The organism is Kitasatospora sp. NPDC036755, from assembly GCF_040636595.1.
Classification (GTDB): domain Bacteria; phylum Actinomycetota; class Actinomycetes; order Streptomycetales; family Streptomycetaceae; genus Kitasatospora.
The window spans coordinates 73602-95817 of record NZ_JBEZUT010000002.1 but is presented as its reverse complement, the minus strand read 5'-3'; the positions used below and the strand labels follow the sequence as shown (position 1 = coordinate 95817).

22 protein-coding genes and 1 pseudogene are annotated in these 22216 nt (G+C 74.1%); 14 read left to right on the top strand and 9 right to left on the bottom strand.

Annotation, left to right across the window (positions count from 1 at the left end; genetic code table 11):
- The 3 genes and pseudogenes from AB0E96_RS00960 to AB0E96_RS00950 form a co-directional block, all read left to right on the top strand.
- Nucleotides 1–302, top strand: a pseudogene (locus AB0E96_RS00960) (hypothetical protein); the annotation flags it as partial.
- A gap of 167 nt (nt 303–469) precedes the next feature.
- On the top strand, nt 470–703 hold the full coding sequence (locus AB0E96_RS00955) for a hypothetical protein (RefSeq protein ID WP_359816999.1): 234 nt from the start codon (nt 470–472) through the stop codon (nt 701–703).
- Nucleotides 704–771: 68 nt separating this feature from the next.
- Entirely contained in the window at nt 772–2094 is a 1323-nt protein-coding gene (locus AB0E96_RS00950) for an amidase (protein WP_359816997.1), read from the top strand.
- Nucleotides 2095–2128: 34 nt separating this feature from the next.
- On the opposite strand, the gene AB0E96_RS00945 is transcribed toward AB0E96_RS00950, so the two are convergent.
- Nucleotides 2129–2287 (bottom strand): hypothetical protein, encoded by a 159-nt coding sequence (locus AB0E96_RS00945; protein ID WP_359816995.1) that lies wholly within the window; start codon nt 2285–2287, stop codon nt 2129–2131.
- A 202-nt stretch (nt 2288–2489) separates the two neighbouring features.
- Between AB0E96_RS00945 and AB0E96_RS00940 the strand changes: the two genes are divergently transcribed.
- Nucleotides 2490–3311, top strand: a complete 822-nt coding sequence (locus tag AB0E96_RS00940) for a protein phosphatase 2C domain-containing protein (protein ID WP_359816993.1) — start codon at nt 2490–2492, stop codon at nt 3309–3311.
- Between the two features lie 156 nt (nt 3312–3467).
- Here the strand turns inward: AB0E96_RS00940 and AB0E96_RS00935 are convergent, their stop codons facing one another.
- Nucleotides 3468–4427, bottom strand: a complete 960-nt coding sequence (locus AB0E96_RS00935) for a pirin family protein (protein ID WP_359816991.1) — start codon at nt 4425–4427, stop codon at nt 3468–3470.
- Between the two features lie 124 nt (nt 4428–4551).
- Complete coding sequence (locus AB0E96_RS00930) at nt 4552–4986, bottom strand: SseB family protein (RefSeq protein WP_359817007.1); 435 nt, start codon at nt 4984–4986, stop codon at nt 4552–4554.
- A gap of 282 nt (nt 4987–5268) precedes the next feature.
- On the opposite strand from AB0E96_RS00930, the gene AB0E96_RS00925 reads away from it, so the two are divergent.
- Together AB0E96_RS00925 and AB0E96_RS00920 are read left to right on the top strand one after the other, a co-directional pair.
- Nucleotides 5269–7098 carry an acyl-CoA dehydrogenase gene (locus AB0E96_RS00925; RefSeq protein ID WP_359816989.1) on the top strand — a complete coding sequence of 610 codons (1830 nt, stop codon included), beginning with the start codon at nt 5269–5271 and terminating at the stop codon, nt 7096–7098.
- 291 nt (nt 7099–7389) lie between these two features.
- A complete protein-coding gene (locus AB0E96_RS00920) occupies nt 7390–8697 on the top strand; it encodes a M18 family aminopeptidase (protein WP_359816987.1) in 1308 nt (435 codons plus the stop codon).
- Nucleotides 8698–8860: 163 nt separating this feature from the next.
- Here AB0E96_RS00920 and AB0E96_RS00915 read toward each other — a convergent pair whose 3' ends face one another.
- Complete coding sequence (locus tag AB0E96_RS00915; RefSeq protein WP_359816985.1) at nt 8861–10705, bottom strand: NHL domain-containing thioredoxin family protein; 1845 nt, start codon at nt 10703–10705, stop codon at nt 8861–8863.
- A gap of 92 nt (nt 10706–10797) precedes the next feature.
- Nucleotides 10798–11310, bottom strand: coding sequence for a GNAT family N-acetyltransferase (locus AB0E96_RS00910; RefSeq protein ID WP_359816983.1), 513 nt, complete (start codon nt 11308–11310; stop codon nt 10798–10800).
- Nucleotides 11311–11504: 194 nt separating this feature from the next.
- Between AB0E96_RS00910 and AB0E96_RS00905 the strand changes: the two genes are divergently transcribed.
- Both AB0E96_RS00905 and AB0E96_RS00900 read left to right on the top strand, forming a co-directional pair.
- Complete coding sequence (locus AB0E96_RS00905; protein ID WP_359816981.1) at nt 11505–11993, top strand: LURP-one-related family protein; 489 nt, start codon at nt 11505–11507, stop codon at nt 11991–11993.
- A 137-nt stretch (nt 11994–12130) separates the two neighbouring features.
- On the top strand, nt 12131–12553 hold the full coding sequence (locus tag AB0E96_RS00900; RefSeq protein ID WP_359816980.1) for a DUF350 domain-containing protein: 423 nt from the start codon (nt 12131–12133) through the stop codon (nt 12551–12553).
- Nucleotides 12554–12656: 103 nt separating this feature from the next.
- On the opposite strand, the gene AB0E96_RS00895 is transcribed toward AB0E96_RS00900, so the two are convergent.
- On the bottom strand, nt 12657–13004 hold the full coding sequence (locus AB0E96_RS00895) for a helix-turn-helix domain-containing protein (protein WP_359816978.1): 348 nt from the start codon (nt 13002–13004) through the stop codon (nt 12657–12659).
- A gap of 104 nt (nt 13005–13108) precedes the next feature.
- Here AB0E96_RS00895 and AB0E96_RS00890 point away from each other — a divergent pair, with 104 nt between their 5' ends.
- Both AB0E96_RS00890 and AB0E96_RS00885 read left to right on the top strand, forming a co-directional pair.
- The gene (locus AB0E96_RS00890; RefSeq protein WP_359816976.1) at nt 13109–14008 is read left to right on the top strand and encodes an NAD(P)-binding domain-containing protein; all 900 of its coding nucleotides are present in this window, start codon (nt 13109–13111) and stop codon (nt 14006–14008) included.
- Nucleotides 14009–14031: 23 nt separating this feature from the next.
- A complete protein-coding gene (locus AB0E96_RS00885; protein ID WP_359816974.1) occupies nt 14032–14601 on the top strand; it encodes a GNAT family N-acetyltransferase in 570 nt (189 codons plus the stop codon).
- 111 nt (nt 14602–14712) lie between these two features.
- Here the strand turns inward: AB0E96_RS00885 and AB0E96_RS00880 are convergent, their stop codons facing one another.
- Complete coding sequence (locus AB0E96_RS00880) at nt 14713–15768, bottom strand: aldo/keto reductase (protein WP_359816972.1); 1056 nt, start codon at nt 15766–15768, stop codon at nt 14713–14715.
- Nucleotides 15769–15943: 175 nt separating this feature from the next.
- On the opposite strand from AB0E96_RS00880, the gene AB0E96_RS00875 reads away from it, so the two are divergent.
- The 3 genes from AB0E96_RS00875 (at nt 15944) to AB0E96_RS00865 (ending at nt 19043) form a co-directional block, all read left to right on the top strand.
- Nucleotides 15944–16879 (top strand): hypothetical protein, encoded by a 936-nt coding sequence (locus AB0E96_RS00875; protein ID WP_359816970.1) that lies wholly within the window; start codon nt 15944–15946, stop codon nt 16877–16879.
- Between the two features lie 80 nt (nt 16880–16959).
- Entirely contained in the window at nt 16960–17982 is a 1023-nt protein-coding gene (locus AB0E96_RS00870) for an NAD(P)/FAD-dependent oxidoreductase (RefSeq protein ID WP_359816969.1), read from the top strand.
- A gap of 110 nt (nt 17983–18092) precedes the next feature.
- Nucleotides 18093–19043 carry a class I SAM-dependent methyltransferase gene (locus AB0E96_RS00865; RefSeq protein ID WP_359816967.1) on the top strand — a complete coding sequence of 317 codons (951 nt, stop codon included), beginning with the start codon at nt 18093–18095 and terminating at the stop codon, nt 19041–19043.
- Nucleotides 19044–19079: 36 nt separating this feature from the next.
- On the opposite strand, the gene AB0E96_RS00860 is transcribed toward AB0E96_RS00865, so the two are convergent.
- On the bottom strand, nt 19080–19919 hold the full coding sequence (locus tag AB0E96_RS00860) for an alpha/beta hydrolase (protein WP_359816965.1): 840 nt from the start codon (nt 19917–19919) through the stop codon (nt 19080–19082).
- A 123-nt stretch (nt 19920–20042) separates the two neighbouring features.
- Here AB0E96_RS00860 and cutA point away from each other — a divergent pair, with 123 nt between their 5' ends.
- Nucleotides 20043–20393 (top strand): divalent-cation tolerance protein CutA, encoded by a 351-nt coding sequence (cutA, locus tag AB0E96_RS00855; RefSeq protein ID WP_359816963.1) that lies wholly within the window; start codon nt 20043–20045, stop codon nt 20391–20393.
- A 51-nt stretch (nt 20394–20444) separates the two neighbouring features.
- Here the strand turns inward: cutA and metG are convergent, their stop codons facing one another.
- Nucleotides 20445–22178: a methionine--tRNA ligase gene (gene metG, locus AB0E96_RS00850; protein ID WP_359816961.1), complete on the bottom strand. Its 1734-nt coding sequence runs from the start codon at nt 22176–22178 to the stop codon at nt 20445–20447.
- Nucleotides 22179–22216: the final 38 nt, after the last annotated feature.

Genomic DNA, 22216 nt, shown 5'->3' with positions numbered 1-22216 from the left:
GCCGCACCCGCCGCGGCCGCGCCACCGTCCCGGCCCGCGTCCTCACCGCGCACCGCCCCCGCCGCGACGGCCACCCGTACGACACCCACGTCCTGCCCCACCGCCCCAGCGCCCCCACCCTGCGCCCGGTCGACCTGGACACCCTCCCGGACCTCACCGCCGAGTCCGGCCGCGGCCTCTTCCTCATCCACGCCCTCACCGACCACGTCCAGCTCCGCAACCACCCCCTGCGCGGGGCGATCGTCAGCTTCGACAAGATCCTCAAGTGGCAGGACGGCGCGCTGCTGCGGGCGGCCTCCTGAGCGCGGCCGCCTGGGCGGGGCGAAGTGCGGCTGAAATCCGTCGACTTGGGCCCCGGAGCCGCTGTGCTCCGGGGCCGTTCGTCTGCGCACCCACCGGCCGGATCGCCCCGGGGCGACGCCCCGGGCCTCCGGTTGCCGGGGGTGGGAGGGGGCCGGACGATGGGGACATGAGGCACCAGATGCGAGCGGAGTACGGCGACGGCGGTGCGGCCGCGGGGGTGCGGCTGTGGCACATGGTCCGGGGTGAGGAGAGCGTGGCGATGTGCGGGCGGGAGCTCGACCCGGGCGCGCGGGTGCGGGAGGCGACGGACTGGGGGAGGACCCCGGAGCTGTGCTGCCACACCTGCGGGGCGTACTTCCTGCGCGAGGCGCCGTACTTGGCGGCCGAACACCAGCCGTGACGCCGGTCCGCCGCGGCGCCGTCCGCTGTGGCCGCCGTACGCCGTGACCGCCGTCTACTGTGACCGCCATGGAGCAACCCCTCGTCCGGCCAAGGCCGTTGACCGATGAGGCCGCCGGGCTGCGTGCCGGTGTGCCCGAACTTCCCGTGTACGTGGACCGGTTGTGCGGGCTGATCGAGCGGGTGGACCCGCTCGTCCACGCCTTCGTGCCGGAGCCCGGGCGGCACGACCGGCTGAGCGCGCACGCGCGTGCGCTGGCCGCGCGCCACCCGGAGCCGGGCGGGCGGCCGCCGTTGTACGGGGTGGCGGTGGGCGTCAAGGACATCGTGCACGTGGACGGGCTGCCCACGCACGGCGGTTCGGCCCTGCCCCCGGGGGTGCTGGCCGGGCCGCAGGCCGTGGTGGTGGACCGGCTGCGGGCGGCGGGCGCGCTGGTCGCGGGCAAGACGGTGACCGCCGAGTTCGCCGTGAGCGCTCCGGGGCCGACCCGCAACCCGCACCATCCGGGGCACACCCCGGGCGGCTCCAGCAGCGGGTCGGCGGCGGCGGTCGCGGCCGGGCTGGTGCCGTTGGCGATCGGCACCCAGACGGTCGGCTCGGTGGTCCGCCCGGCCGCGTACTGCGGGGTGGTGGGCTTCCGGCCGACGTACGGGCGGATCCCGATCGCGGGGGTGATCCCGAACGCGCCGAGCTTCGACACCCTCGGGGTGTTCACCGCCGACCTGGCGGGCGTGGCCCTGACGGCGCCGCTGCTCTGCGACGGCTGGCGGGCGGAGCCCGGGGCGCCGTCCGGGTCCGGGGCGCCGCCCGTGCTCGGGGTGCCGGACGGGACGTACCTGCGGCGCGCCGAACCGGCCGCGCTGCGCGCCTTCGAGGAGCAGCTGGCCCGGCTGGCGCGGGCCGGGTTCACGGTGCGCCGGGTCGAGCTGTTCCCGGACTTCGACGAGGTCGTCCGGCAGCTGCAGACGGTCAACCGCTTCGAGCTGGCCCGCAGCCACGCCGACTGGTTCGCCCGCTTCGGCGGGCTCTACCGGCCGGAGACGGCGGCGGCCGTCCGGGCCGGCCAGGGCGTCGCCGCCGAGGACCGGCTGGCCGCCCTGCGGTTCCGGGAACACCTGCGGGAACGGGTGGCCGCGGCGCAGGCGGCGGCCGGGGTGGACCTGTGGCTGGCGCCCTCGGCGACCGGCGGGGCGCCGGAGGGCCTGCACAGCACCGGGGACGCGGTGATGTCGCTGCCGTGGAGCTTCCTCGGGCGGCCGGCGCTGAGCCTGCCGGCCGGGCGGACCCCGGAGGGGCTGCCGCTGGGCCTCCAGGTGGTCGGCGCGGAGGGCGGGGACGAGCGGCTGCTCGCCCGGGCGGCTCGGATCGAGCCGTTCCTGACGGGGCGCTAGGGGGCGTGTGCCGCGTAGCGGCCGGGCCCGGCCGCTACGACATGCGGGAGGCGCCGGTGCCCCGCGCCGCGGTGCCGCGGGACTCGGGGCCGCGCTGCTCGTCGGGGAAGCGCGGTCCGCCGATCAGGAAGAGCAGTGCGGCGGTCGGGAAGCCGAGCGAAGCGGCCAGCACCACGATGAACTGCCAGAACATCTTCCGCTCCTCGTCAGTCGCGGGCGCCCCGGTCACCCGGAGGGGATCCCGGACCCGGCCCGCTCCGAGGGGCCGAACCGTCCGGTCACTGTCCGACGGTATGGCCGAATCACCCCGGCTGCCACCGGGCGGCGCGGCCCGGCCCGCGCCACACCGCGCACGGGTCTGGGCGCGGGCCGGGGGCGGCGGCCACACTGTCGGGATGCAGCTACAGCTCGCAGGGGAAGCACGGCGGCCCGACCGCGAGAGCGAGGACTTCGCGGCGGCCTCGCCGGAGGCGCTGGTCCTGCTGGACGGCGCGAGTTCGCCGACCGGCCTGGACTCCGGGTGCCGGCACGGGACGGCCTGGTACGTGCGCCGGCTGGGTGTGCACCTGCTGGCCCGGCTCACCGACCGGGCGGACCGGGCGATCGCCGAGTGCCTGGCCGACGCCATCGTGGAGACGGCCGCGCTGCACGGCGGCCGCTGCGACCTGGCCCACCCCAACACCCCGGCCGCGATGGTCGTCGCGGCCCGGCGGCACGGTGAGGCCCTGGAGTACCTGGTGCTCGGGGACTCCCTTCTGGTGCTGGAGTTCAAGGACGGCCCGCCGAAGGTGATCGGGGACAACCAGCGCTTCCCCGGCGGGGAGGAGCTGCGCCGCCAGGTCTGGGAGACCGTCCCCGGCTCGGCCGAGCGGGCCGCGCTGCACCTGGAGTACGTGCTGGCGGTGCGTGCCGCCCGCAACCGGGGCACCGGCCCGTGGATCGCCGCCGCCAGCCCGCGGGCGGCCGAGCACGCCGAGACCGGCTTCGTCCGGCTGGACCGGCTGCACGCCCTGGCCGCCCTGACCGACGGCGCCTCGCGCTACACCGAGCGTTTCGGGCTGGGCAGTTGGGGCGACGTGCTGCGGCTGCTCGCCGAGTCGGGGCCGGGCGAGCTGATCGCCCAGGTCCGGGCGGTGGAGCGGGCGGACGCCGACTGCGCGCGCTGGCCGCGCGGCAAGACCCACGACGACGCCTCGGCGGTCTACGCGCTGCTGTAGCCGACCCGGGCGGCGGAACGGCGGAACGGCGGAACGGCGGAGCAACGGGGCGGCGGAACGGCGGAACCGCGGGTCAACGGAACGGCGCCGCAACGGAACGGCGGAACGGCCGCAGGTGGTGCCTGCGGCCGTTCCGCCGTTCCGGCTCCGGAGCCCTCAGCGGCCGGAAGCGGGGATGGTGCCGAGCCGGCCGGCCTGGAAGTCCTCCATGGCCTGCTGGAGCTCGCGGTGGCTGTTCATCACGAACGGGCCGTAGTGGGCGACGGGTTCGCGGATGGGAAGGCCACCGAGGATGACGACCTCGAAGCTGGGGTCGCGGGAGTCCTGCTTCTCGTCGGCGCGGATGGTGAGCGAGTCGCCGTCGCCGAAGACGACGGCCTGGCCCCGGTGGAAGGGGCGGTGCTCGGTGCCCGCCGAGCCGTTGCCGGCCAGGCCGTAGGCGAGGGCGTTGAAGTCGGGGCGCCAGGGCAGGGTGATCTGGGCGCCGGGGTTGATCGAGGCGTGGATCATGGTGATCGGGGTGAAGGTGGTGCCGGGGCCCTGGTGGCCGTCGAGCTCGCCCGCGATCACCCGGAGCAGCGCGCCGCCGTCCTCGGTGCTGAGGAGCTTGACGCTGCCGCCGCGGATGTCCTGGTACTTCGGGGCGATCATCTTGTCCGAGGCCGGCAGGTTCACCCACAGCTGGAGGCCGTGGAAGAGGCCGCCGGACTTCACCAGCGACTCCGGCGGGCTCTCGATGTGCAGCAGGCCGGAGCCGGCCGTCATCCACTGGGTGTCGCCGTCGGTGATGGTGCCGCCACCGCCGTGCGAGTCCTGGTGGATGAACGTTCCGTCGATGATGTAGGTGACGGTTTCGAAGCCGCGGTGCGGGTGCCAGGGGGTGCCCTTGGGCTCGCCGGCCGCGTAGTCCACCTCACCCATCTGGTCCATCATGATGAACGGGTCGAGGTACTTCTGGTTGATCTTGGCGAAGGCGCGGCGGACGGGGAAGCCCTCGCCTTCGAAGCCCTCGGGGGCGGTCGCCACGGTGAGGACCGGCCGGGCGCTCGTGACGGCGGGGTCCGGCGTGGTGACGCGCGGGAGGGTCAGCGGGTTGTCGACGGTCACGGCGGGCATGTCGGCCTCCTTCGGGGGGTGTCTGGCCTACGTGCACGAGGTTAGTTCAATTCTCAACAACAAGCAAGTTGAAAGTTGAACTATGTAGTGACGAAGGAGCGCGGGGCTCCTCCTCCAGGATGGATCAGCCGTACATCCGGCGCATCGTGAAGTCGACCATCTGCTCGACGGCCTTGGCGTCGAACACCATCCGGTGCTCGCCCTCCATGTCCAGCGCGAAGCCGTAGCCGGTCGGCAGCAGGTCCAGGACCTCGGCGCCGGTGACGGTGAAGTGCTTGGAGTCCTTGCCGGCGTAGCGGCGCAGCTCCTTCAGCGAGCTGAACATCGGGATCACCGGCGTCGGGGTGTTGTGCAGTGCCAGGAAGCCGGGGCGGTCGCCGCGGGGGCAGTGCACCTTCGAGGTGATGAAGATCGCCTGGAAGTCCTCGACCGCCATCGAGCCCGTGGTGAAGGCCCGCACGGCGTCCGCGAGTGAGGGCGGCGAGGGTTCGGGGTACAGGGACTGCTGGGGGGCCTGCGCCTGCCCGCCGTAGGCGTCCGGTCCGGGCATGCCGTTCATGCCCTGTTGCGGTCCCGCCTGCTGCTGGTAGGGGTCGCCCGGGTATGTGTTCTGGTCATATCCGTACACACGGACAGGCTAGCGGTCGCGCACCCTCCTCCGCTGGCGCCGATCCTGACAAGGAGTGGCCTCCGTGGCTGTGGGACGTGACCACGTTCATAGCGGATTCCCCGGCGGGGGCTTGCCCAAGTTACCGCTGGGTAGCATCATGATGCCTACTGGTGGGTACGGGGCGCCGGAACGCGGCGGTCTCCCGGAAGCGACGAACCGGAGATAACGGCCATGGGTCACTACAAGTCCAACCTGCGGGACGTGGAGTTCAACCTCTTCGAGGTGTTCGGCCGCGAGCAGGTGTACGGCACCGGACCGTTCGCGGACATGGACGTCGAGACCGCGAAGAACATCCTCAGCGAGATCTCGCGCCTCGCCGAGAACGACCTCGCGGCGTCGTTCGCCGACACCGACCGCAACCCGCCGGTCTTCGACCCCGAGACCAACACGGCGCCGGTCCCGGCCACCTTCAAGAAGAGCTACCAGACCTTCATGGACGCCGAGTGGTGGCGGCTGGGCATCCCGGAGTCGATCGGCGGCCAGGTCACCCCGAACTCGCTGATCTGGGCCTTCGCCGAGCAGATCCTGGGCTCCAACCCCGCCATCTGGATGTACTCCTCCGGCCCGGCCTTCGCCGGCGTCATCGCCGAGGAGGGCACCGAGGAGCAGCTGGAGATCGCCAAGCGGATGACCGACCGCCTGTGGGGCTCCACCATGGTCCTCACCGAGCCCGACGCGGGCTCCGACGTGGGCGCCGGCCGCACCAAGGCGGTCCAGCAGGAGGACGGCTCCTGGCACATCGAGGGCGTGAAGCGCTTCATCACCTCGGGCGAGCACGACATGTCCGAGAACATCATCCACATGGTGCTGGCCCGCCCCGAGGGCGGCAAGCCGGGCACCAAGGGCCTGGGCCTGTTCATCGTCCCCAAGTTCGACTTCGACTGGGAGACCGGCGAGCTGGGCGAGCGCAACGGCGTCTACGCCACCAACGTCGAGCACAAGATGGGCCTCAAGGCCTCGAACACCTGCGAGATGACCTTCGGCGCCAAGCACCCGGCCAAGGGCTGGCTGCTCGGCGAGAAGGTCGACGGCATCCGCCAGATGTTCAAGATCATCGAGTTCGCCCGGATGATGGTCGGCACGAAGGCCATCGCCACCCTCTCCACCGGCTACCTGAACGCCCTGGAGTACGCCAAGGAGCGCGTGCAGGGTGCCGACATCTCGCAGTTCATGGACAAGACCGCCCCGCGCGTCACCATCACCCACCACCCCGACGTGCGCCGCTCGCTGCTGACCCAGAAGGCCTACGCCGAGGGCATGCGCGCGCTGGTGCTGTTCACCGCGTCCACCCAGGACGACATGACGGCCGCCAAGCTGCGCGGCGAGCGCGACGAGGCCGCCGAGCGCCTCAACGACCTGCTGCTGCCGATCGTCAAGGGCTACGGCTCGGAGCGGTCCTACGAGCAGCTCGCCCAGTCGCTCCAGACCTTCGGCGGCTCCGGGTACCTCCAGGAGTACCCGATCGAGCAGTACATCCGCGACGCCAAGATCGACACCCTGTACGAGGGCACCACGGCGATCCAGGGCCAGGACTTCTTCTTCCGCAAGATCGTCAAGGACGGCGGCCAGGCGCTCACCGCCCTCAACGAGCAGATCCAGAAGTTCATCGGCTCCGCCGAGGGCGGCGACGCCCTGGCCGCCGAGCGCGAGCTGCTCGCCAAGGCCGCCGGCGACCTGGAGGCCATCGTCGGCAAGCTGATCGCCGACCTGACCTCGGTCGAGCAGGACGTCAAGAACATGTACAAGGTGGGCCTGAACACCACCCGCCTGCTCATGGTCTCCGGCGACGTCGTGGTCGGCTGGCTGCTGCTGCGCCAGGCCGCGGTGGCCCTGGCCAAGCTGGAGGCCGGCGCCTCGGAGAAGGACGTCCCCTTCTACCAGGGCAAGGTCGCGGCCGCCCGCTTCTTCGCCAAGAACGTCCTGCCGACCGTCGCCCCGCAGCGCCTGATCGCCGAGGGCATCGACCACGAGATCATGGACCTGGCCGAGGAGGCCTTCTGATCCACCCGTCACCCGCGGCCCCCGTCCCGGGGGCCCGCGGTGCGTGACACCTCCTCCCGAACCGCCTGACACACCCTCGCACCGAAGGGCCCGGCTGCCACCGGGCCCTTCGGTGCGTCCTGGGCCGTGCCCGGTGCCCGTGCCCGCTGGCGGAAGGCTCGGGCCGCACGGCGCCGTACCGGGCGGTTCGCGGTTGAGGCGTTCCGAATGCCCTGTCTGTGCACGGGCATATGCTCAGGTGCGGAGCCGACTCCCCATCCGGTTCCGGCCCTCACTCGACCCAGGAGCAGCATGTCGACCGCCGCCCGCCAGGCATTCTTCGACCGGACGCACAGCGACGACCTGATCGCGTTCCTCGGCACCTCGCCCTCGCCGTACCACGCGGTCGCGAGCGCCGCGGAGCGGCTGGAGAAGGCGGGCTTCCGGCAGGTCGCCGAGACGGACGCGTGGGACGACGCGGCCGGCGGGCGCTACCTGATCCGCGGGGGCGCGCTGATCGCCTGGTACCTGCCGCAGGGAACCGGCCCCGAGACGCCGTTCCGGATCGTCGGCACCCACACCGACTCGCCCAACCTGCGGGTCAAGCCGGTGCCGGACACCGGCTCGGAGGGCTGGCGGCAGGTCGCCGTGGAGATCTACGGCGGCGTCCCGCTGAACACCTGGCTCGACCGCGACCTCGGCATCTCCGGCCGGCTCGCGCTCAAGGACGGCACCGCCCGGCTGGTCCAGCTGGACGAGCCGCTGCTGCGCGTGCCGCAGCTCGCCATCCACCTGGACCGCCAGGTCAACGAGGGCATGAAGCTCGACAAGCAGCGCCACCTCACCCCGATCTGGGGCCTCGGCCCGGTCGACGAGGGCGCGCTGATCTCCTACGTCGCCCAGCGGGCCGGCCTGGCCGCCGCCGACGTGGTCGGCTGGGACCTCATGACCCACGACGTCCAGCCCGCCTCCTACCTGGGCCGCGACCGCGAACTGCTGGCCGCCCCGCGCCTGGACAACCTGCTCTCGGTGCACGCGGCCACCGCCGCGCTCGCCGCCGTCGCCACCGCGGCCGACGCCGCCAGCCTGCCGTACATCCCGGTGCTGGCCGCCTTCGACCACGAGGAGACCGGCAGCGAGTCCGACACCGGCGCGCAGAGCCCGCTGCTCGGCACCGTGCTGGACCGGACGATCCACGCGCGCGGCGGCACCACCGAGGACCGCGCCCGGGCACTCGCCGGCACGGTCTGCCTCTCCTCGGACATGGGCCACGCCGTCCACCCGAACTACAGCGAGCGGCACGAGCCGGGCCACCACCCGATGCCGAACGGCGGTCCGATCCTCAAGGTCAACGTCAACAACCGCTATGCGACCGACGGCGTCGGCCGGGCGGTGTTCGCGGCCGCCTGCGAGAAGGCGGGCGTCCCGTGGCAGAGCTTCGTCTCCAACAACGCCATGCCCTGCGGAACGACGATCGGCCCGATCACCGCGGCGCGGCTGGGCATCAGGACGGTGGACTGCGGCATCGCGGCGCTCTCCATGCACTCGGCGCGCGAGCTGTGCGGCGCGGAGGACCCGTACCTGCTGGCCAGCGCGCTCAAGGCCTTCCTGGAGGGCTGAGGACGGCAGCGGAAGGGGCCCGGCGTTCGTCCGCCGGGCCCCTTCCGCCGTTCCGGGCCGTGCCGCCGTTCCGGGCCGTGCCGCCGTTCCGGGCCGTGCCGCCGTTCCGGGCCGTGCCGCTGGTGTTCCGTGCCGCTGGTGTTCCGGGCCGTGCCGGCCCGGGTCACTCCGTTCCGGACCGCTCCATCCCGGCCAGGACCAGCGGAAGACGGCGGGCGCCGTCGGCGACCAGCCGCACCGGCACGCCCCAGTCCTGCTGGTGCACGTGGCAGGCCGGGTACTCGATCTCCGGGTCGTCGTCGCAGGAGGCGGCCATCGCCGAGACGTGCAGCACGCCCTCGGCGACCTCGGCGGAGAGCACCAGCTCACGGGAGAGGTCGGTGTCCGCGCCCGCGCCGGAGACCAGCAGCTCGGGCGGGGTCGCGCTGACCAGCAGACGGGTCGACGGGCCGTACCGCTCGTCCAGCTTCTGGCCGCTCGGGGCCTCGAAGACCACGTCCAGCCGGAAGGCGCCGGGGGCGACCTCGGTGGCCGCGCGCTGGGTGCGGTGCGCCACCGACTCGACCCGCACCGCCTCCTCCGGCAGCCGCAGCCTGGTCAGCCGGTGCCGGGCCGACTCGACCACCACGATGTCGCCGTCCACCAGCACCGCCCCGGAGGGCTCGCGCAGGTCGGTGGCCAGCGTGCTGACCTCGCCGCTCGCCGGGTCGTAGCGGCGCAGCGCGTGGTTGTAGGTGTCCGCGACGGCCACCGAGCCGTCCGGCAGCACGGTGACGCCCAGCGGGTGCTGGAACAGCGCCTGGCCGGCCGCCCCGTCGCGGTGGCCGAAGTCGAACAGGCCGGTGCCGACGGCGGTTTCGACCGTGCCTGTTTCACGTGAAACCCAGCGCAGCGCGGAGGTCTCGGAGTCGGCGACCCAGAGCCGCTCGCCGTCCGCGGAGACGGCGAGGCCGGACGGCTGGGCGAACCAGGCCTCGGCGACGGGCCCGTCCACCAGGCCCTCGTTGGTGGTGCCGGCCGCGACCGCCACCGTGTCGGCGGCCGGATCGTACGACCACAGCTGGTGCACGCCGGCCATCGCGATCCACACCCGACCGTCGAACCAGGCGACGTCCCACGGCGAGGAGAGGTCCACCTCGCGGGCCGGGCCCTCGGTGGCCGAGCCCTGCCACCACTGGCGGCCGGTGCCGGCCAGGGTGGTCACCCGGCCGTCGGCGAGTCGCACGCCGCGCAGGGCGTGGTTGACGGTGTCGGCGACGACCACGTCGTACTCCGAGCCCTCCGGCAGCAGCGCGAGGCCCTGCGGCTCGCTGAACCGGGGGCCGGCGCCGTCCGTGCCGTCGCCGTCCACCAGGCCGCGCTGCCCGTCGCCGATCCGGCGCACCACCGTCTCGCCGTCCTCGGCCAGCTCCACCAGCGAGTGGTGGCCGGAGTCCGCGACCAGGAAGTGGCCGTTCGGCAACCGGACCGCCTTGCCGGGGAACGCGAGGTCCCCGGCGGCGGGCTCCGGCGCCACGTACGGGCCGTCGCCGCGGCGCAGCGTGCCCTTCGCGGCGTGCTCGGCCTCCAGCTCCTCGACCAGCCGGGCGAGCGCGTGGGCGTGGCCCTCACCGGCGTGCTGGGCGACCACGTAGCCCTCCGGGTCGATCACCACCAGCGTCGGCCAGGCCCGTACGGCGTACTGCTTCCAGGTGGCCAGCGCCGGGTCGTCCAGCACCGGGTGGTGCACCTCGTAGCGGGCGACGGCGTCGACGACGGCCTGGTGGTCGGCCTCGTGCACGAACTTCGGCGAGTGCACCCCGACGATCACCACGGTGTCGCGGTGCTTCTCCTCCAGCTCCCGCAACTCGTCCAGGACGTGCAGACAGTTGATGCAGCAGAAGGTCCAGAAGTCCAGGATGGTGATCTTGCCCCGGAAGTCGGTGAGCGTGAGCTCCTTGCCACCGGTGTTCAGCCAACCGCCTGCCCCGACCAGCTCGGGGGCGCGTACACGTGCACGAGATGCCATGCGTCCATCAAACCGCACGCGGGGGATCCGCATTCCGGGTACCGGGTGGACCGGGTGTGCCGGGGGCGGGGGCGGGGCCTCCGGGCGGGCGGCTATGGGCGGGTGAGGTCGGCCTGCCAGCGGGTCTCGCCGTCCCGGGTGCGGGCGGTGGGGCGCAGGCCGAGGGCGCGGGCGATCCCGGCCGAGGCGCGGTGGTCGGGGTGGATGTGGGCGACGGCGGTGGTGGTGCCGGCGGCGGCGAGGTGGGCGAGCAGGGTGCGGGCGGCCTCGCGGGCCAGGCCGCGGCGCTGCCAGGGGGTGCCGATCACCCAGGCGAGTTCGGCCTCGTCGGGGCGGACGGTGGTCTGCACGTAGCCGACGAGGGCGCCGTCGGCGCGCAGCCGCAGCACCCAGTTGCCCCAGGCCTCGGCCGGGTCCGGGGAGCCGGCGGCGAGCCGGGCGCAGCGGGCGCGCTGTTCCTCGACGCCGGCCGGGCGGCCGCCGGTGAAGGCGTGCAGGGCCGGGTCGGCGAGCGCGGCCGCCAGCTCCTCGGCGTGGCCGGGGGCGATCGGCAGCAGGTCGAGGCGCTCGCTGCGCAGCTCGGCGGTGGTGAGGTCGGTGTGCATGGCGGTATTGAAGGCCATCCCGGAGGCGCCGGGCGAGGGAATTCCGGCCGGTGTGCGGGGCGATGTGCGGGCCGGTGCCGCGGCGTGCCCGCGGTGGTGCTTCGTGGCGGTGCTTTCCCGCGGCCGGGGGATCGGGTTCGAATGGGGCGACGCCAACGGGCGTCGACCGGCGTCAACACGGAGGAGGCCGTACGGTGCGGTATCTGGTCAGGGAGAAGCTGTTCGCGGTCGGCGACGACTACTGGATCGAGGACGACCGGGGCCACAAGGCGTACCTGGTGGACGGCAAGGTCCTGCGGCTGCGGGACACCTTCGAACTGAAGGACGCCCACGGGCGGGTGGTCGCGGTGGTGAAGGAGAAGATGCTCACCGTCCGTGACGCGATGAGGATCGAGGACGCCGACGGCGAGGTGGTCGCCACCGTCCGGGAGAAGCTGTTCACCCCGTTCCGGGACAAGTACCTGGTGGAGCTGGCCTCCGGCGGTGAGCTGAAGATCCACGGCAACCTGATCGACAAGGACTACCGGATCGAGAACCAGCACGGCGACGACCTGGCCCGGATCAGCCGCAAGTGGTTCCGGGTCCGGGACACCTACGGGGTGGAGATCGCGGACGGCGCGGACACCGGTCTGCTGCTGGCCGTCGCGGCCTGTGTCGACCACCTGGTGCACGAGGACGACTGACCCGTCCCCGGTTTCCGGATCCCGGTCCGCTCCTCACCCGGGTGGGGTATGTTTTGCCAACCCTTGACCATGGTGGTCGGGGCCCTGACCGGCTCGGCCGGGGGGAAGGCGTGAGCGGACCGGGGGCTGGGACCACGATGAACGACATCCTGCACGGGCTCGGCGCGGCGGCGGCCTACGGCGCCCTCGGCGTGGTGCTGCTGCTCCTCGGCATCGGCATGGTCGACCTGCTGACGCCCGGCAGGCTCGGTCACCAGATCTGGGTCGAGCGCAACCGCAACGCCGCCGTCCTGCTCAGCTCCGCGCTGCTCGGCATCGGCGGGATCGTCTTCACCGCGATCATGTACACCTACGCCGACTTCGGCAAGGGCCTGCTCTCGACGGCCTGTTACGGGCTGCTCGGGCTGCTGCTGATGGCCGTCGCGTTCTGGCTGGTGGACCTGCTGACGCCGGGCAGGCTCGGTGCGATCCTGGTCGAGCCGGAGCCGCACCCGGCGGTGTGGGTGTCCGCCTCCTGCAACATCGCGGTGGCGGCGGTGGTCTCGGCCGCGATCGCCTGACGGCCCGATCGCCGAGGGCCCGATCGCCGAGCGGGCCCCGCTCGCCACGGCCGCGCTACGCCGGGGCCGCGCTACGCCACGGCCGCGCTACGCCACGGCCGCGCTACGCCGGGGACGGCGCCTCGCCCAGGAGGTGCTCCCGCCCCCACGCCCCGAGCGGTCCCAGCGCCGTGTTGAGGCGGCGCCCCGCCTCGGTCAGCGCGTACTCGACCCGCGGCGGCACCTCGTCGTACGACTCCCGGTGCACGATGCCGTGCGCCTCCATCTCGCGCAGGTGCGCGGCCAGCACCTTCTCGGTGATCCCCGGCAGCAGCCGGCGCAGCTCGCCGAAGCGGCAGTACGGGCGTTCGCCCAGGGCCCAGAGGATCGACACCTTCCACTTGCCGGCGATCACGTCCATCGCGGCGTCCGTCCCGCAGACGTGCGCCCCCGGCCTCGACACGATCGCCATGCCCACCCTTCCGCCCCCACGACCTCGATGCTCACCCCAGGGTAACCACCCACTTCGAAGTGCGTACTTGATCGTCTCCGGGGCCGGAACGGAGGCTGACCGCCATGGAAACCAACCTTGCTGAGCACCCGTCCGAGACTCCGCGAACCCCGCTCACCCTGCTCGGCCTCGGCGCGATGGGCACCGCGCTGGCCGAGGCCTGGCTCGCCGCCGGGCACCCGCTGACCGTCTGGAACCGCACCCCCGCCCGCGCCGAGGGGCTCGCCGCCCGCGGCGCCACCGCAGCCGCCACCGTCGAGCAGGCCGTCGCCGCGAACCGGCTGGTCGCGGTCTGCCTCCTCGACGACGCCTCCGTGCCGGCGGCGCTGGACGGCGTCGACCTGACCGGCAAGGACCTGGTCAACCTGGTCACCAGCACCCCCGGACAGGCCCGCGCCCGCGCCGCCTGGGCCGAGCGGCGCGGCGCCCGCTACCTGGACGGCGGGATCATGGCCGTCCCGCCGATGATCGGCGTCCCGGAGACCGGGGCGTACGTGTTCTACAGCGGCTCGTCCGAGCTGTTCGAGGAGCACGGGGGCACCCTCGCCGTCCCGGCCGGCACCCGGTACGTGGGCGCGGACCCCGGGGCCGCGGCGCTGCACGACGTGGCGCTGCTCAGCGGGATGTACGGGATGTTCGCCGGGATCGCGCACGCCTTCGCGCTGGTCCGCGGCGAGTCCGTGACACCGGGCGAGCTGGCGCCGCTGCTGGGCGGGTGGCTCGCCGCGATGTCCGGCTCGGTGACCAGGACCGCGGAGCAGCTGGAGAGCGGCGACTACACCCGGGACGTGGTGTCCAACCTGGCGATGCAGGTGGCGGGCCGGCAGACGCTGCTGCGCACCGCCGAGGAGCAGCGGGTGAGCGCCGAACTCCTCCAGCCGTACTTCCGGTTGATGGAGCGCCGCCTGGAGATAGGCAGCGGCGAGGAGGACCTGACCGGGGTCGTCGACCTGCTGCGACGGTGAGGGCGGGCCGGTAACGTACCGGCATGGCAGACCTCGAAGAACGCGCCACCGTCGTCGCGTCCGACCCAGAGCAGGCCGGAGCGGGGGTGGTGGTCCGGCCGCGCCGGGCCGACGACCTCGCCGACTGCGTCCGGGTGTTGGGCGACGTCCACGCCGCCGACGGCTACCCCGCCGACTGGCCCGACCGCCCCGCCGACTGGCTGACCCCGGGCGGCCTGCTCGCCGCCTGGATCGCCGAGGCGGACGGCCGGCTCGCCGGGCACGTCGGCCTCGCCCGCAGCGCCCCCGGCGACCTCGCCCCCGCCCTGTGGAGCCACCGCACCGGCGGCCGCCCGGAGCTCACCAGCGTGATCGGCCGGCTCTACGTCGCCCCCCGGGCGCGCGGCCGTTTCGTCGGCGCCCGGCTGCTGGCCTGCGCCGTGGCGCACGCGCGGGCCCTCGGCCTGCACCCGGTGCTCGACGTGCTCGCCACCGACACCGCCGCCGTGGCCCTCTACCGCCGCCTCGGCTGGACCCACCTCGGCACCGGCGACCAGCAGTGGGCCTCCGGACGGACCGTCACCGTCCACTGCTTCGCGGCCCCGAGGGGCTGAGCCGCGGCCCGCCCGGCCGTCACGGCCGGGCGGGATCGACAGGGACGCCGGGCCGCCGAAGTGCCGCAGTGCCGGGGCATCGGGGCTCCGGGACGTCGGCGGCCCGGGGGCTCAGGCCGCGGAGCGGTCGGGGACGGGGCGTCGGCGCAGGGCGGGCGTGGTGAGGGCCGGCGGCTGCCAGACGCCGTCGGCGCGGTAGAGGTCCGTACCGGGCGGGACGATGGCGTCGATCCGGTCGAGGACGGCGTCGTCCAGGACCAGGTCGGCGGCCCTGAGCGCGGATTCGAGCTGCTCCATGGTGCGCGGTCCGATGATCACCGAGGTGACGGCCGGGTGCGCGAGCGGGAAGGCGACGGCCAGCTCGGGAAGGGTGCGGCCGAGCTCCTCGGCGAGTGCGGTGAGGGCCTCGACGGCATCCAACTTGGCTGCAGTGGAGGGCAGTTCGGGGTCGAACCGGTCCGGGTTGCGGGCGGCCCGCCCCCGGCTGAGGTCGATCGGACGGCCCTTGCGGTAGCGGCCGGTCAGGAAGCCGCCGGCGAGCGGGCCCCAGGTGAGCGCGCCCATGCCGAGCCGCTGGACGACCGGCAGCAGATCGCGCTCCACGCCCCGGGCGAGCAGCGAGTACGGCGGCTGCTCGGTGCGGAAGCGCGGCAGCGCGCGGCGCTCGGCGACGTGGTGGGCGTCCACGACCTGCTCGGCGGGAAAGGTGGAGCAGCCGAAGGCGAGGATCTTGCCGGCCCGGACGAGGTCGCCGAGGACGCCGAGGGTCTCCTCGATGTCGGTGGTGTGGTCCGGCCGGTGGACCTGGTAGAGGTCGATCCGGTCGGTGCGCAGCCGGCGCAGGCTCTCCTCGACCTCGCGGACGATCCAGCGCCGCGCGTTGCCGCCCCGGTTGCGGCCCTCGCCCATCGGGAAGTGCACCTTGGTGGCGAGCACGATGTCGTCGCGGTCGCCGCGGGCGGCCAGCGCCTTGCCGACGATCTCCTCGGACTCGCCGGCCGAGTACATGTCCGCGGTGTCGATGACGTTGACGCCCCGGTCGATCGCGGTGTCGATGATCCGGGCACAGTCGGCGTGGTCGGGGTTGCCGACGGCGCCGAACATCATCGTGCCGAGGCAGTAGGTGCTCACCTCGATGCCGGTGCCGCCGAGGACGCGGTAGCGCATGGTGCTGCTCCCCTGGTGCTGAGTCAGTGATGGCTCAGAGGTTAGGAGTTGGAGTGGACTCCAGTGCAAGGGGTGCCGGCTCCAGCGCAAGGGGTGCCGGGTTCCCCCGGGCGGGGGAGCGGGATCACCGCGCCGGGGGAGGGGCGGCGCGGGTGGTGCGGGCGAGTCTGGCGGCATGGTGAAGAACGGGTGGGTGGTGGCCGGTTGGGGGCTCGGGTACGCCGGGTTCGGGCTGGGGTGCGCGCTGAGCGGGACGGGGCTGTTCGGCGCGGGGTGGCCGGCGTGGGCGGTGACCGGGGTGGGGGTGGCGTCGGCGGCCACGGGCGTGGCCGTGGCGCGCCGCGGACCGGTCCGGTGGCTGGTGTGGCTGCTGTGCGCAGCGGCCTCGGTGGGGGCCTGGAGCCTGCTGATGGACCTGGTCACGCTGCTGTTCGGCCAGCGGGTGGACAGCGTTCCCGACGCGGCGGGGCGTGTTCTGGCGGCGGTGGGGGCGGTGCTGCTGGCCCGCACCGCCCTGGGCCTGCGGCCCGGAGCCCGCGGTGGACCGGCCGGCCGTGCCGTACCGGCCCCCACGGCGGCTCCGCCGACCGTCCAACTCGCCGCCTGGGCGGGCACCGTGGCGTTCTTCCCGTACGTGCTGATGAAGCTGGTCTGGGCGCTCGGCGGGACCTTCGCCGGGATCAGCGGCGACGAGATGTACGCCGGGTACGTGCGCAACGGCTCCTCCGGGTTCTGGCTGCTGCTGGAGCGCCGGGGGCTGGACGGCACGATGCTGCTGGCGCTGCTCGGGGTGTTCCTGCTCTGGGGGCTGGTCCGTCCGTGGGGGCAGGTCTTCCCGCGCTGGGTCCTGCCGCTGAGCGGCCGCCGGGTGCCGCGCTGGCTGCCGCTCACCCCGGCGCTGCTGGGCGCGGCCACGCTGGCGCCGTACGGGCTGTGCGGGATCGGCTATCTGGCGCTGTGCACCGCCGGGGTGACGCGGATCAGGCTGGGCGCGCTGCCGAGCGAGCTGAGCGCGCTGGAGGTCGGCTGGGTCGGGATGTGCGGGTTCGCCGGGTACGGGGTCGCGCTGGTGGTGGCGGCCCGGTCGTACTGGCGGCGGACGGGGGCGTGACGACGCTGGTTTGCTGAGTCGGCAACATTGCTTGCCGTTCCGGCGGGCCGGGCCGCAGCCTGGCGGTGGAGGTGAGCGCCATGGGTGAGACGACACGTACGGCCGGGAACGGCGAGGGCGAGCGCTACGACGCGGTGGTGGTCGGCGCCGGAGCGGCGGGACTGAACGCCGCGCTGGTGCTGGGCCGGGCCCGGCGCCGGGTCGCGGTGGTGGACGCCGGCGAGCCGCGCAACGCGCCCGCCGCCCACATGCACGGCTACCTGAGCCGGGACGGGATGCCCCCGGCGGCCCTGCTGGCGGTCGGGCGGGAGGAGGCCGCCCGGTACGGGGCGGACCTGTTCGACGGCTGGGTCGAGCACATCGAGCCCGCGGAGCCCGCAGAGCCGAGCGGGTCGGGCGGGTCGGGCGGTGCGGGCCGGTCGGGCTTCGTGGTCCACCTGGCCGGCGGGCCGGTGCTGCATGCCCGCCGGGTGGTCGTCGCCACCGGGCTGCGGGACGGCCTGCCGGAGCTGCCGGGCCTGGCCGAGCGGTGGGGCCGCGACGTGCTGCACTGCCCGTACTGCCACGGCTGGGAGGTCCGTGACCGCCCGCTCGGGGTGCTCGGCACCGGTCCCCGCGCGGTCGACCAGGCGCTGCTGCTGCGGCAGTGGTCGGCGGACGTGGTGCTGCTCGCGCACACCCTGGTGCCGACCGACGCCGAGCGGGAACGGCTCGCCGCCCGGGGCGTCCGGGTGGTCGAGGGCCGGATCGTCCGCCTGGTCTCCGACGACGGGCGGCTGCGCGGCGTCGAACTCGCCGACGGGCGGACGGTGCCGCGCGAGGCGGTGTTCGTCTCCCCGCAGCCGGTGCCCCGGGACGCCCTGCTCCTCGGCCTCGACTGCGCCCGGGACGCCGACGGCTGGGTCACCACCGACCGGACCGGCCGCACCAGCCTCCCCGGCGTCTGGGCGGTCGGCAACGTCGCCGACCCGCGCGCCCAGGTGGTCATCGCCGCCGGGGCGGGCGCGGCAGCCGGCTTCGCGCTCGACCACGACCTGGTGGCGGAGGACGTCGACCGGGCGGTCGAGCGGTACCGCGCGTCCGGAGCCGCCCTGTCCGTCTGAGCGGGGAGACTCTCGTCGACCCGCGCGCCGCAACCCGCGCGCCACAACCCGCAACCCGCAACCCGCAAGCCACGACCAGCAATCCGCCGAACCGCGATCGGAGAATCCGGATGTCAGCGCACCAGCACGACCACTCCCACGGCGCTTCCCACGGCGCTTCCCACGGCCACGGCCACGGGCACGCCCACGGCCACTCCCACACCCACGCCTCCGCCGCCGACCTCGACTGGGACGCCCTCGCCGCACACCTGGAGGTGGAGGCCGACCTGCGGGCCGACGCCGTCACCGAGGCCGGGCGCTGGCTGCTCGCCCTGCACGGGGCGGGCGAGGCGACCGGGGAGGGCGCGGTGCGGCGGATCCTCGACGTCGGCGCCGGTCCCGGGGTGATCGCCGGACTACTGGCGGAGGTGTTCCCGGCGGCGGAGGTGGTGGCCGTCGACCAGTCGGCCGCCCTGCTGGAGCGGGCCGGGACCCGCGCCGGCGGCCGGGTCGGCACCCGACAGGCCGACCTGCCCGCCGAGTTCGACAAGCTCGGCGAGGCCGACCTGATCTGGTCCGGCAACGCCATCCACCACCTGGGCGACCAGCAGGCCGCGCTCACCTCGCTCGCCGGGGTGCTGCGGCCCGGCGGCCTGCTCGCCGTCGCCGAGCGCGGCCTGCCGGCCCGTTACCTGCCGCGGGACTTCGGGCTCGGCCGGCCCGGTTTCCAGGCCCGGTTGGACGCCGCCCACGAGGACGGCTTCAGCGCGATGCGGGCCGAACTGCCCGGCAGCACCGAGGAGATCGAGGACTGGCCGGCCATGCTGGGCCGGGCCGGGCTGACCCCGACCGGCACCCGCACCTTCCTGGTCGACCACCCGGCCCCGCTCGCCGGCCCCGTCCGCGGCTACCTGCACACCCAGCTGGCGCGGCGGCGCGACCAGCTCGCCGACCAGCTCGACGCCGAGGACCTGGCCACCCTGGACGCCCTGCTGGCGCAGGACGCCCCCACCGGCATCCTGCACCGCCCGGACGCCTTCTACCTCTCCGCGATGACCGTCCACACGGCCCGCCGGGACTGATCCGGCGGCGCGGCCGGGGCCGGGCCGCACCGCCGGTCAGGAGTCGAGGAAGTCGGCCACCGTGCGGCGGAAGGCGGCCGGGTCGTCCAGCCACGGGTAGTGGCCGGCGGCGGGCTGGACGGCGGTACGGCCGGCACGGAACAGCGCGGCCGTGGCACGGACCGCCCCGGGCCGCGGGTCGGGGTCGTACTCGCCCGCCAACAGCAGGGCCGGGGAGGCGAGTTCGGCGACTCCGGCGCGGACGGCGGTGGGCTCGTAACCGCCGTCGTGGTAGGCCGCGGCGGCGACGGGGTGGCTCTGGGCGGCGCGGGTGGCTTCGTGGGCGCGGGCGGTGGCGTTCCAGTCGCCGTGGAAGAGCGGCGCCAGGGCGTCCGGGTCGGCGGCGCCGCCCGCGAAGGCGGTGCGGACGGCGGCCCGGGCGGCCGGGTACCACTCCTCCCCGCCGAGACCGCGGGCCTCGGCCGCCTCGCGGAAGTGCTCCTCGGTGCCGGTACGGCCGAAGATCCGGAGGCTGGGCGTGACCAGGACCAGCCGTCCGGTGCGCCCGGGGTGCCGCAGGGCGTACAGGGTCGCGAGCGAGCAGCCGGCGGAGTGGCCGAGGAGGTCCACCCGGTCCGCGCCGAGGTGCGCCCGGAAGGCCTCGACGTCCGCCACCTGCCGGTCCACCCGGTAGCCGGTCGGGTCGGCCGGGCGCTCCGACCGGCCCGTTCCGCGCAGGTCGAGGATGTGCAGGGCGCGGTGCGCGGAGAGGCCGCCGAGGTCGCCGAGGTACTCGGAGTCGCGCATCGCACCGCCGGCGAGGACGAGCAGCGGCTCGCCCTGGCCGAGGACGCGGTAGCGGAGCCGGAGGCCGTCGTGGCCGGTGAAGGTCGTCATCGGGCGATCGTGGCAACCGACGGGCGGGCCGGGCAACGGGAATGCGGCCGGGCCGCGGTGATGCGGGCCGGTCCGCGGGGGCGCGGCCCGGGAGCGGGGGCGCGGCCCGGGTACGGTCGGGGCATGACAGCGAGCGAGCAGCGCTTCGTCGTGGTGACCACCACCCACGAGAGCGAGGAACGGGCCCGGGCCCTGGCGTCCGCCGTGGTGCGGGAGCGGCTGGCGGCCTGCGCCCAGGTGTACCCCGTGCGGTCGGTGTACTGGTGGGACGGCGAGGTGCGGGACGCCGAGGAGTGGCGGATCGACCTCAAGACCCGGGCCGAACTCGCCGACCGGGTGGGCGAGTTCCTGGCGGAGCGGCACTCCTACGAGACGCCCGAGGTGATCGTCGTGCCGGTGGCGGGCGGCCGTGCGGACTACCTGGCCTGGGTGGCCGGTGAGACCGACGGGCGCCCGCCGGGCACGGCGGAGTAGCTCAGGGCGCGACCTGCGGGGAGGCCGGGACGGCCCCGGCACCCGCCGGCGTCACTCCGCCGAGCCGCCGAAGCGCGCCGTCCAGGCCGCCAGGTCCTCGTCCGTGATCTTGGCGAACAGCACCGGCGGCACCGTGAACGCCGTCCCGGCGGGCACCAGGTCCAGCGCCCGTGCCTCCCGGGGGTCGATCCAGTCGCGGGTGGCGGCCGGCGAGTCCTCGGGCAGCGCGAAGGCGCCGCGCATCGCCGCCGCGGTGGCCGGGATGAACGGCTCGGAGACCACCGCGTACAGGTGGATCAGGTTCATCGCGGTGCGCAGGGTCAGTGCCGCCGCGTCCGGGTCGGTCTTCACCTGGAGCCAGGGCGCCTTCTCGTCGAGGTACGCGTTGCCGGCGCTCCACAGCGCGCGCAGGGCCTGCGCCGCCTTGCGGAAGTTGAGCGCGTCCAGCTGGGTCTCGTACTCGGCGAGCAGGGCGGCGACCTGCTCGCCGAGGCGCTGCTCGGCCTCGCCCGCCGGGTGGCCGCCGGGGACGTCGTCGCCGAAGCGCTTGCGGCTGAAGGTGAGCACCCGGTTGACGAAGTTGCCGAGGGTGTCGGCGAGGTCCTTGTTGACCACGGAGGCGAACAGGTCCCAGGTGAAGCTGGAGTCGTCCGACTCGGGCGCGTGCGCCACCAGGAAGTAGCGCCAGTAGTCGGCGGGCAGCAGTTCCAGCGCGACGTCGGTGAAGATGCCGCGCTTCTGGCTGGTGGAGAACTTCCCGCCGTAGTACGTCAGCCAGTTGAAGGCCTTGACGTGGTCGACCTTCTTCCACGGGCGGCGGGAGCCGAGCAGGGTGGCCGGGAACATCACGGTGTGGAACGGGACGTTGTCCTTGGCCATGAACTCGGTGTAGCGGACGGTCTCGTCGGCCTCGTACCACCAGGACTTCCAGTCCCGCAGCTGTCCGGCCGGGGCCGCGTCCGCCCACTCCTTGGTGGCGCCGATGTACTCGATCGGGGCGTCGAACCAGACGTAGAACACCTTGCCCTCGGCGGCCAGTTCGGGCCACACGTCGGCCGGCACCGGGACGCCCCACTCCAGGTCTCGGGTGATGGAGCGGTCCTGGAGGCCCTCGGTCAGCCACTTGCGGGCGATCGAGGAGGCCAGCACCGGCCAGTCGTCGGCGTGGGTGTCGATCCAGCCCTCGACCTCCTCGGTGAGCTTGGACTGGAGCAGGAACAGGTGGCGGGTCTCCCGGACCTCCAGGTCGGAGCTGCCGCTGATCGCCGAGCGGGGCTCCAGCAGGTCGGTCGGGTCCAGCACCCGGGTGCAGTTCTCGCACTGGTCGCCGCGGGCCTTGTCGTAGCCGCAGTGCGGGCAGGTGCCGACGATGTAGCGGTCCGGCAGGAAGCGGCCGTCGGTGTTGGAGTACACCTGGCGGATCGCGCGCTCCTCGATGAAGCCGTTGCGCTGGAGCTCGCGGGCGATCTCCTGGGTGATCTCCCGGTTCTGCGGCGAGGAGCTGCGGCCGAAGTGGTCGAAGGAGAGCCCGAAGCCGTCGTACACCGCCCGCTGCGCGTCGTGGGCCCGGGCGCAGAACTCCGCGACCGGCAACCCGGCTTCCTGGGCGGCCAGTTCGGCGGGGGTGCCGTGCTCGTCGGTGGCGCAGATGAACAGCACCTCGTGCCCGCGCCGGCGCAGGTACCGGGCGTGGACGTCCGCCGGGAGCATGGACCCGACCATGTTGCCCAGGTGCTTGATCCCGTTGATGTACGGAAGGGCGCTGGTGATCAGGTGCCGAGCCATCCTCGGATGCTCCGATTTCTCCCGCACGCGCACCCCAC

Coding starts and splice junctions, on each gene's coding strand:
- AB0E96_RS00955 (WP_359816999.1), top strand. CDS start 470: ATGAGGCACCAGATGCGAGCGGAGTACGGCGACGGCGGTGCGGCCGCG.
- AB0E96_RS00950 (WP_359816997.1), top strand. CDS start 772: ATGGAGCAACCCCTCGTCCGGCCAAGGCCGTTGACCGATGAGGCCGCC.
- AB0E96_RS00945 (WP_359816995.1), bottom strand. CDS start 2,287: ATGTTCTGGCAGTTCATCGTGGTGCTGGCCGCTTCGCTCGGCTTCCCG.
- AB0E96_RS00940 (WP_359816993.1), top strand. CDS start 2,490: ATGCAGCTACAGCTCGCAGGGGAAGCACGGCGGCCCGACCGCGAGAGC.
- AB0E96_RS00935 (WP_359816991.1), bottom strand. CDS start 4,427: ATGCCCGCCGTGACCGTCGACAACCCGCTGACCCTCCCGCGCGTCACC.
- AB0E96_RS00930 (WP_359817007.1), bottom strand. CDS start 4,986: ATGAACGGCATGCCCGGACCGGACGCCTACGGCGGGCAGGCGCAGGCC.
- AB0E96_RS00925 (WP_359816989.1), top strand. CDS start 5,269: ATGGGTCACTACAAGTCCAACCTGCGGGACGTGGAGTTCAACCTCTTC.
- AB0E96_RS00920 (WP_359816987.1), top strand. CDS start 7,390: ATGTCGACCGCCGCCCGCCAGGCATTCTTCGACCGGACGCACAGCGAC.
- AB0E96_RS00915 (WP_359816985.1), bottom strand. CDS start 10,705: ATGGCATCTCGTGCACGTGTACGCGCCCCCGAGCTGGTCGGGGCAGGC.
- AB0E96_RS00910 (WP_359816983.1), bottom strand. CDS start 11,310: ATGCACACCGACCTCACCACCGCCGAGCTGCGCAGCGAGCGCCTCGAC.
- AB0E96_RS00900 (WP_359816980.1), top strand. CDS start 12,131: ATGAACGACATCCTGCACGGGCTCGGCGCGGCGGCGGCCTACGGCGCC.
- AB0E96_RS00895 (WP_359816978.1), bottom strand. CDS start 13,004: ATGGCGATCGTGTCGAGGCCGGGGGCGCACGTCTGCGGGACGGACGCC.
- AB0E96_RS00890 (WP_359816976.1), top strand. CDS start 13,109: ATGGAAACCAACCTTGCTGAGCACCCGTCCGAGACTCCGCGAACCCCG.
- AB0E96_RS00885 (WP_359816974.1), top strand. CDS start 14,032: ATGGCAGACCTCGAAGAACGCGCCACCGTCGTCGCGTCCGACCCAGAG.
- AB0E96_RS00880 (WP_359816972.1), bottom strand. CDS start 15,768: ATGCGCTACCGCGTCCTCGGCGGCACCGGCATCGAGGTGAGCACCTAC.
- AB0E96_RS00875 (WP_359816970.1), top strand. CDS start 15,944: ATGGTGAAGAACGGGTGGGTGGTGGCCGGTTGGGGGCTCGGGTACGCC.
- AB0E96_RS00870 (WP_359816969.1), top strand. CDS start 16,960: ATGGGTGAGACGACACGTACGGCCGGGAACGGCGAGGGCGAGCGCTAC.
- AB0E96_RS00865 (WP_359816967.1), top strand. CDS start 18,093: ATGTCAGCGCACCAGCACGACCACTCCCACGGCGCTTCCCACGGCGCT.
- AB0E96_RS00860 (WP_359816965.1), bottom strand. CDS start 19,919: ATGACGACCTTCACCGGCCACGACGGCCTCCGGCTCCGCTACCGCGTC.
- cutA (WP_359816963.1), top strand. CDS start 20,043: ATGACAGCGAGCGAGCAGCGCTTCGTCGTGGTGACCACCACCCACGAG.
- metG (WP_359816961.1), bottom strand. CDS start 22,178: ATGGCTCGGCACCTGATCACCAGCGCCCTTCCGTACATCAACGGGATC.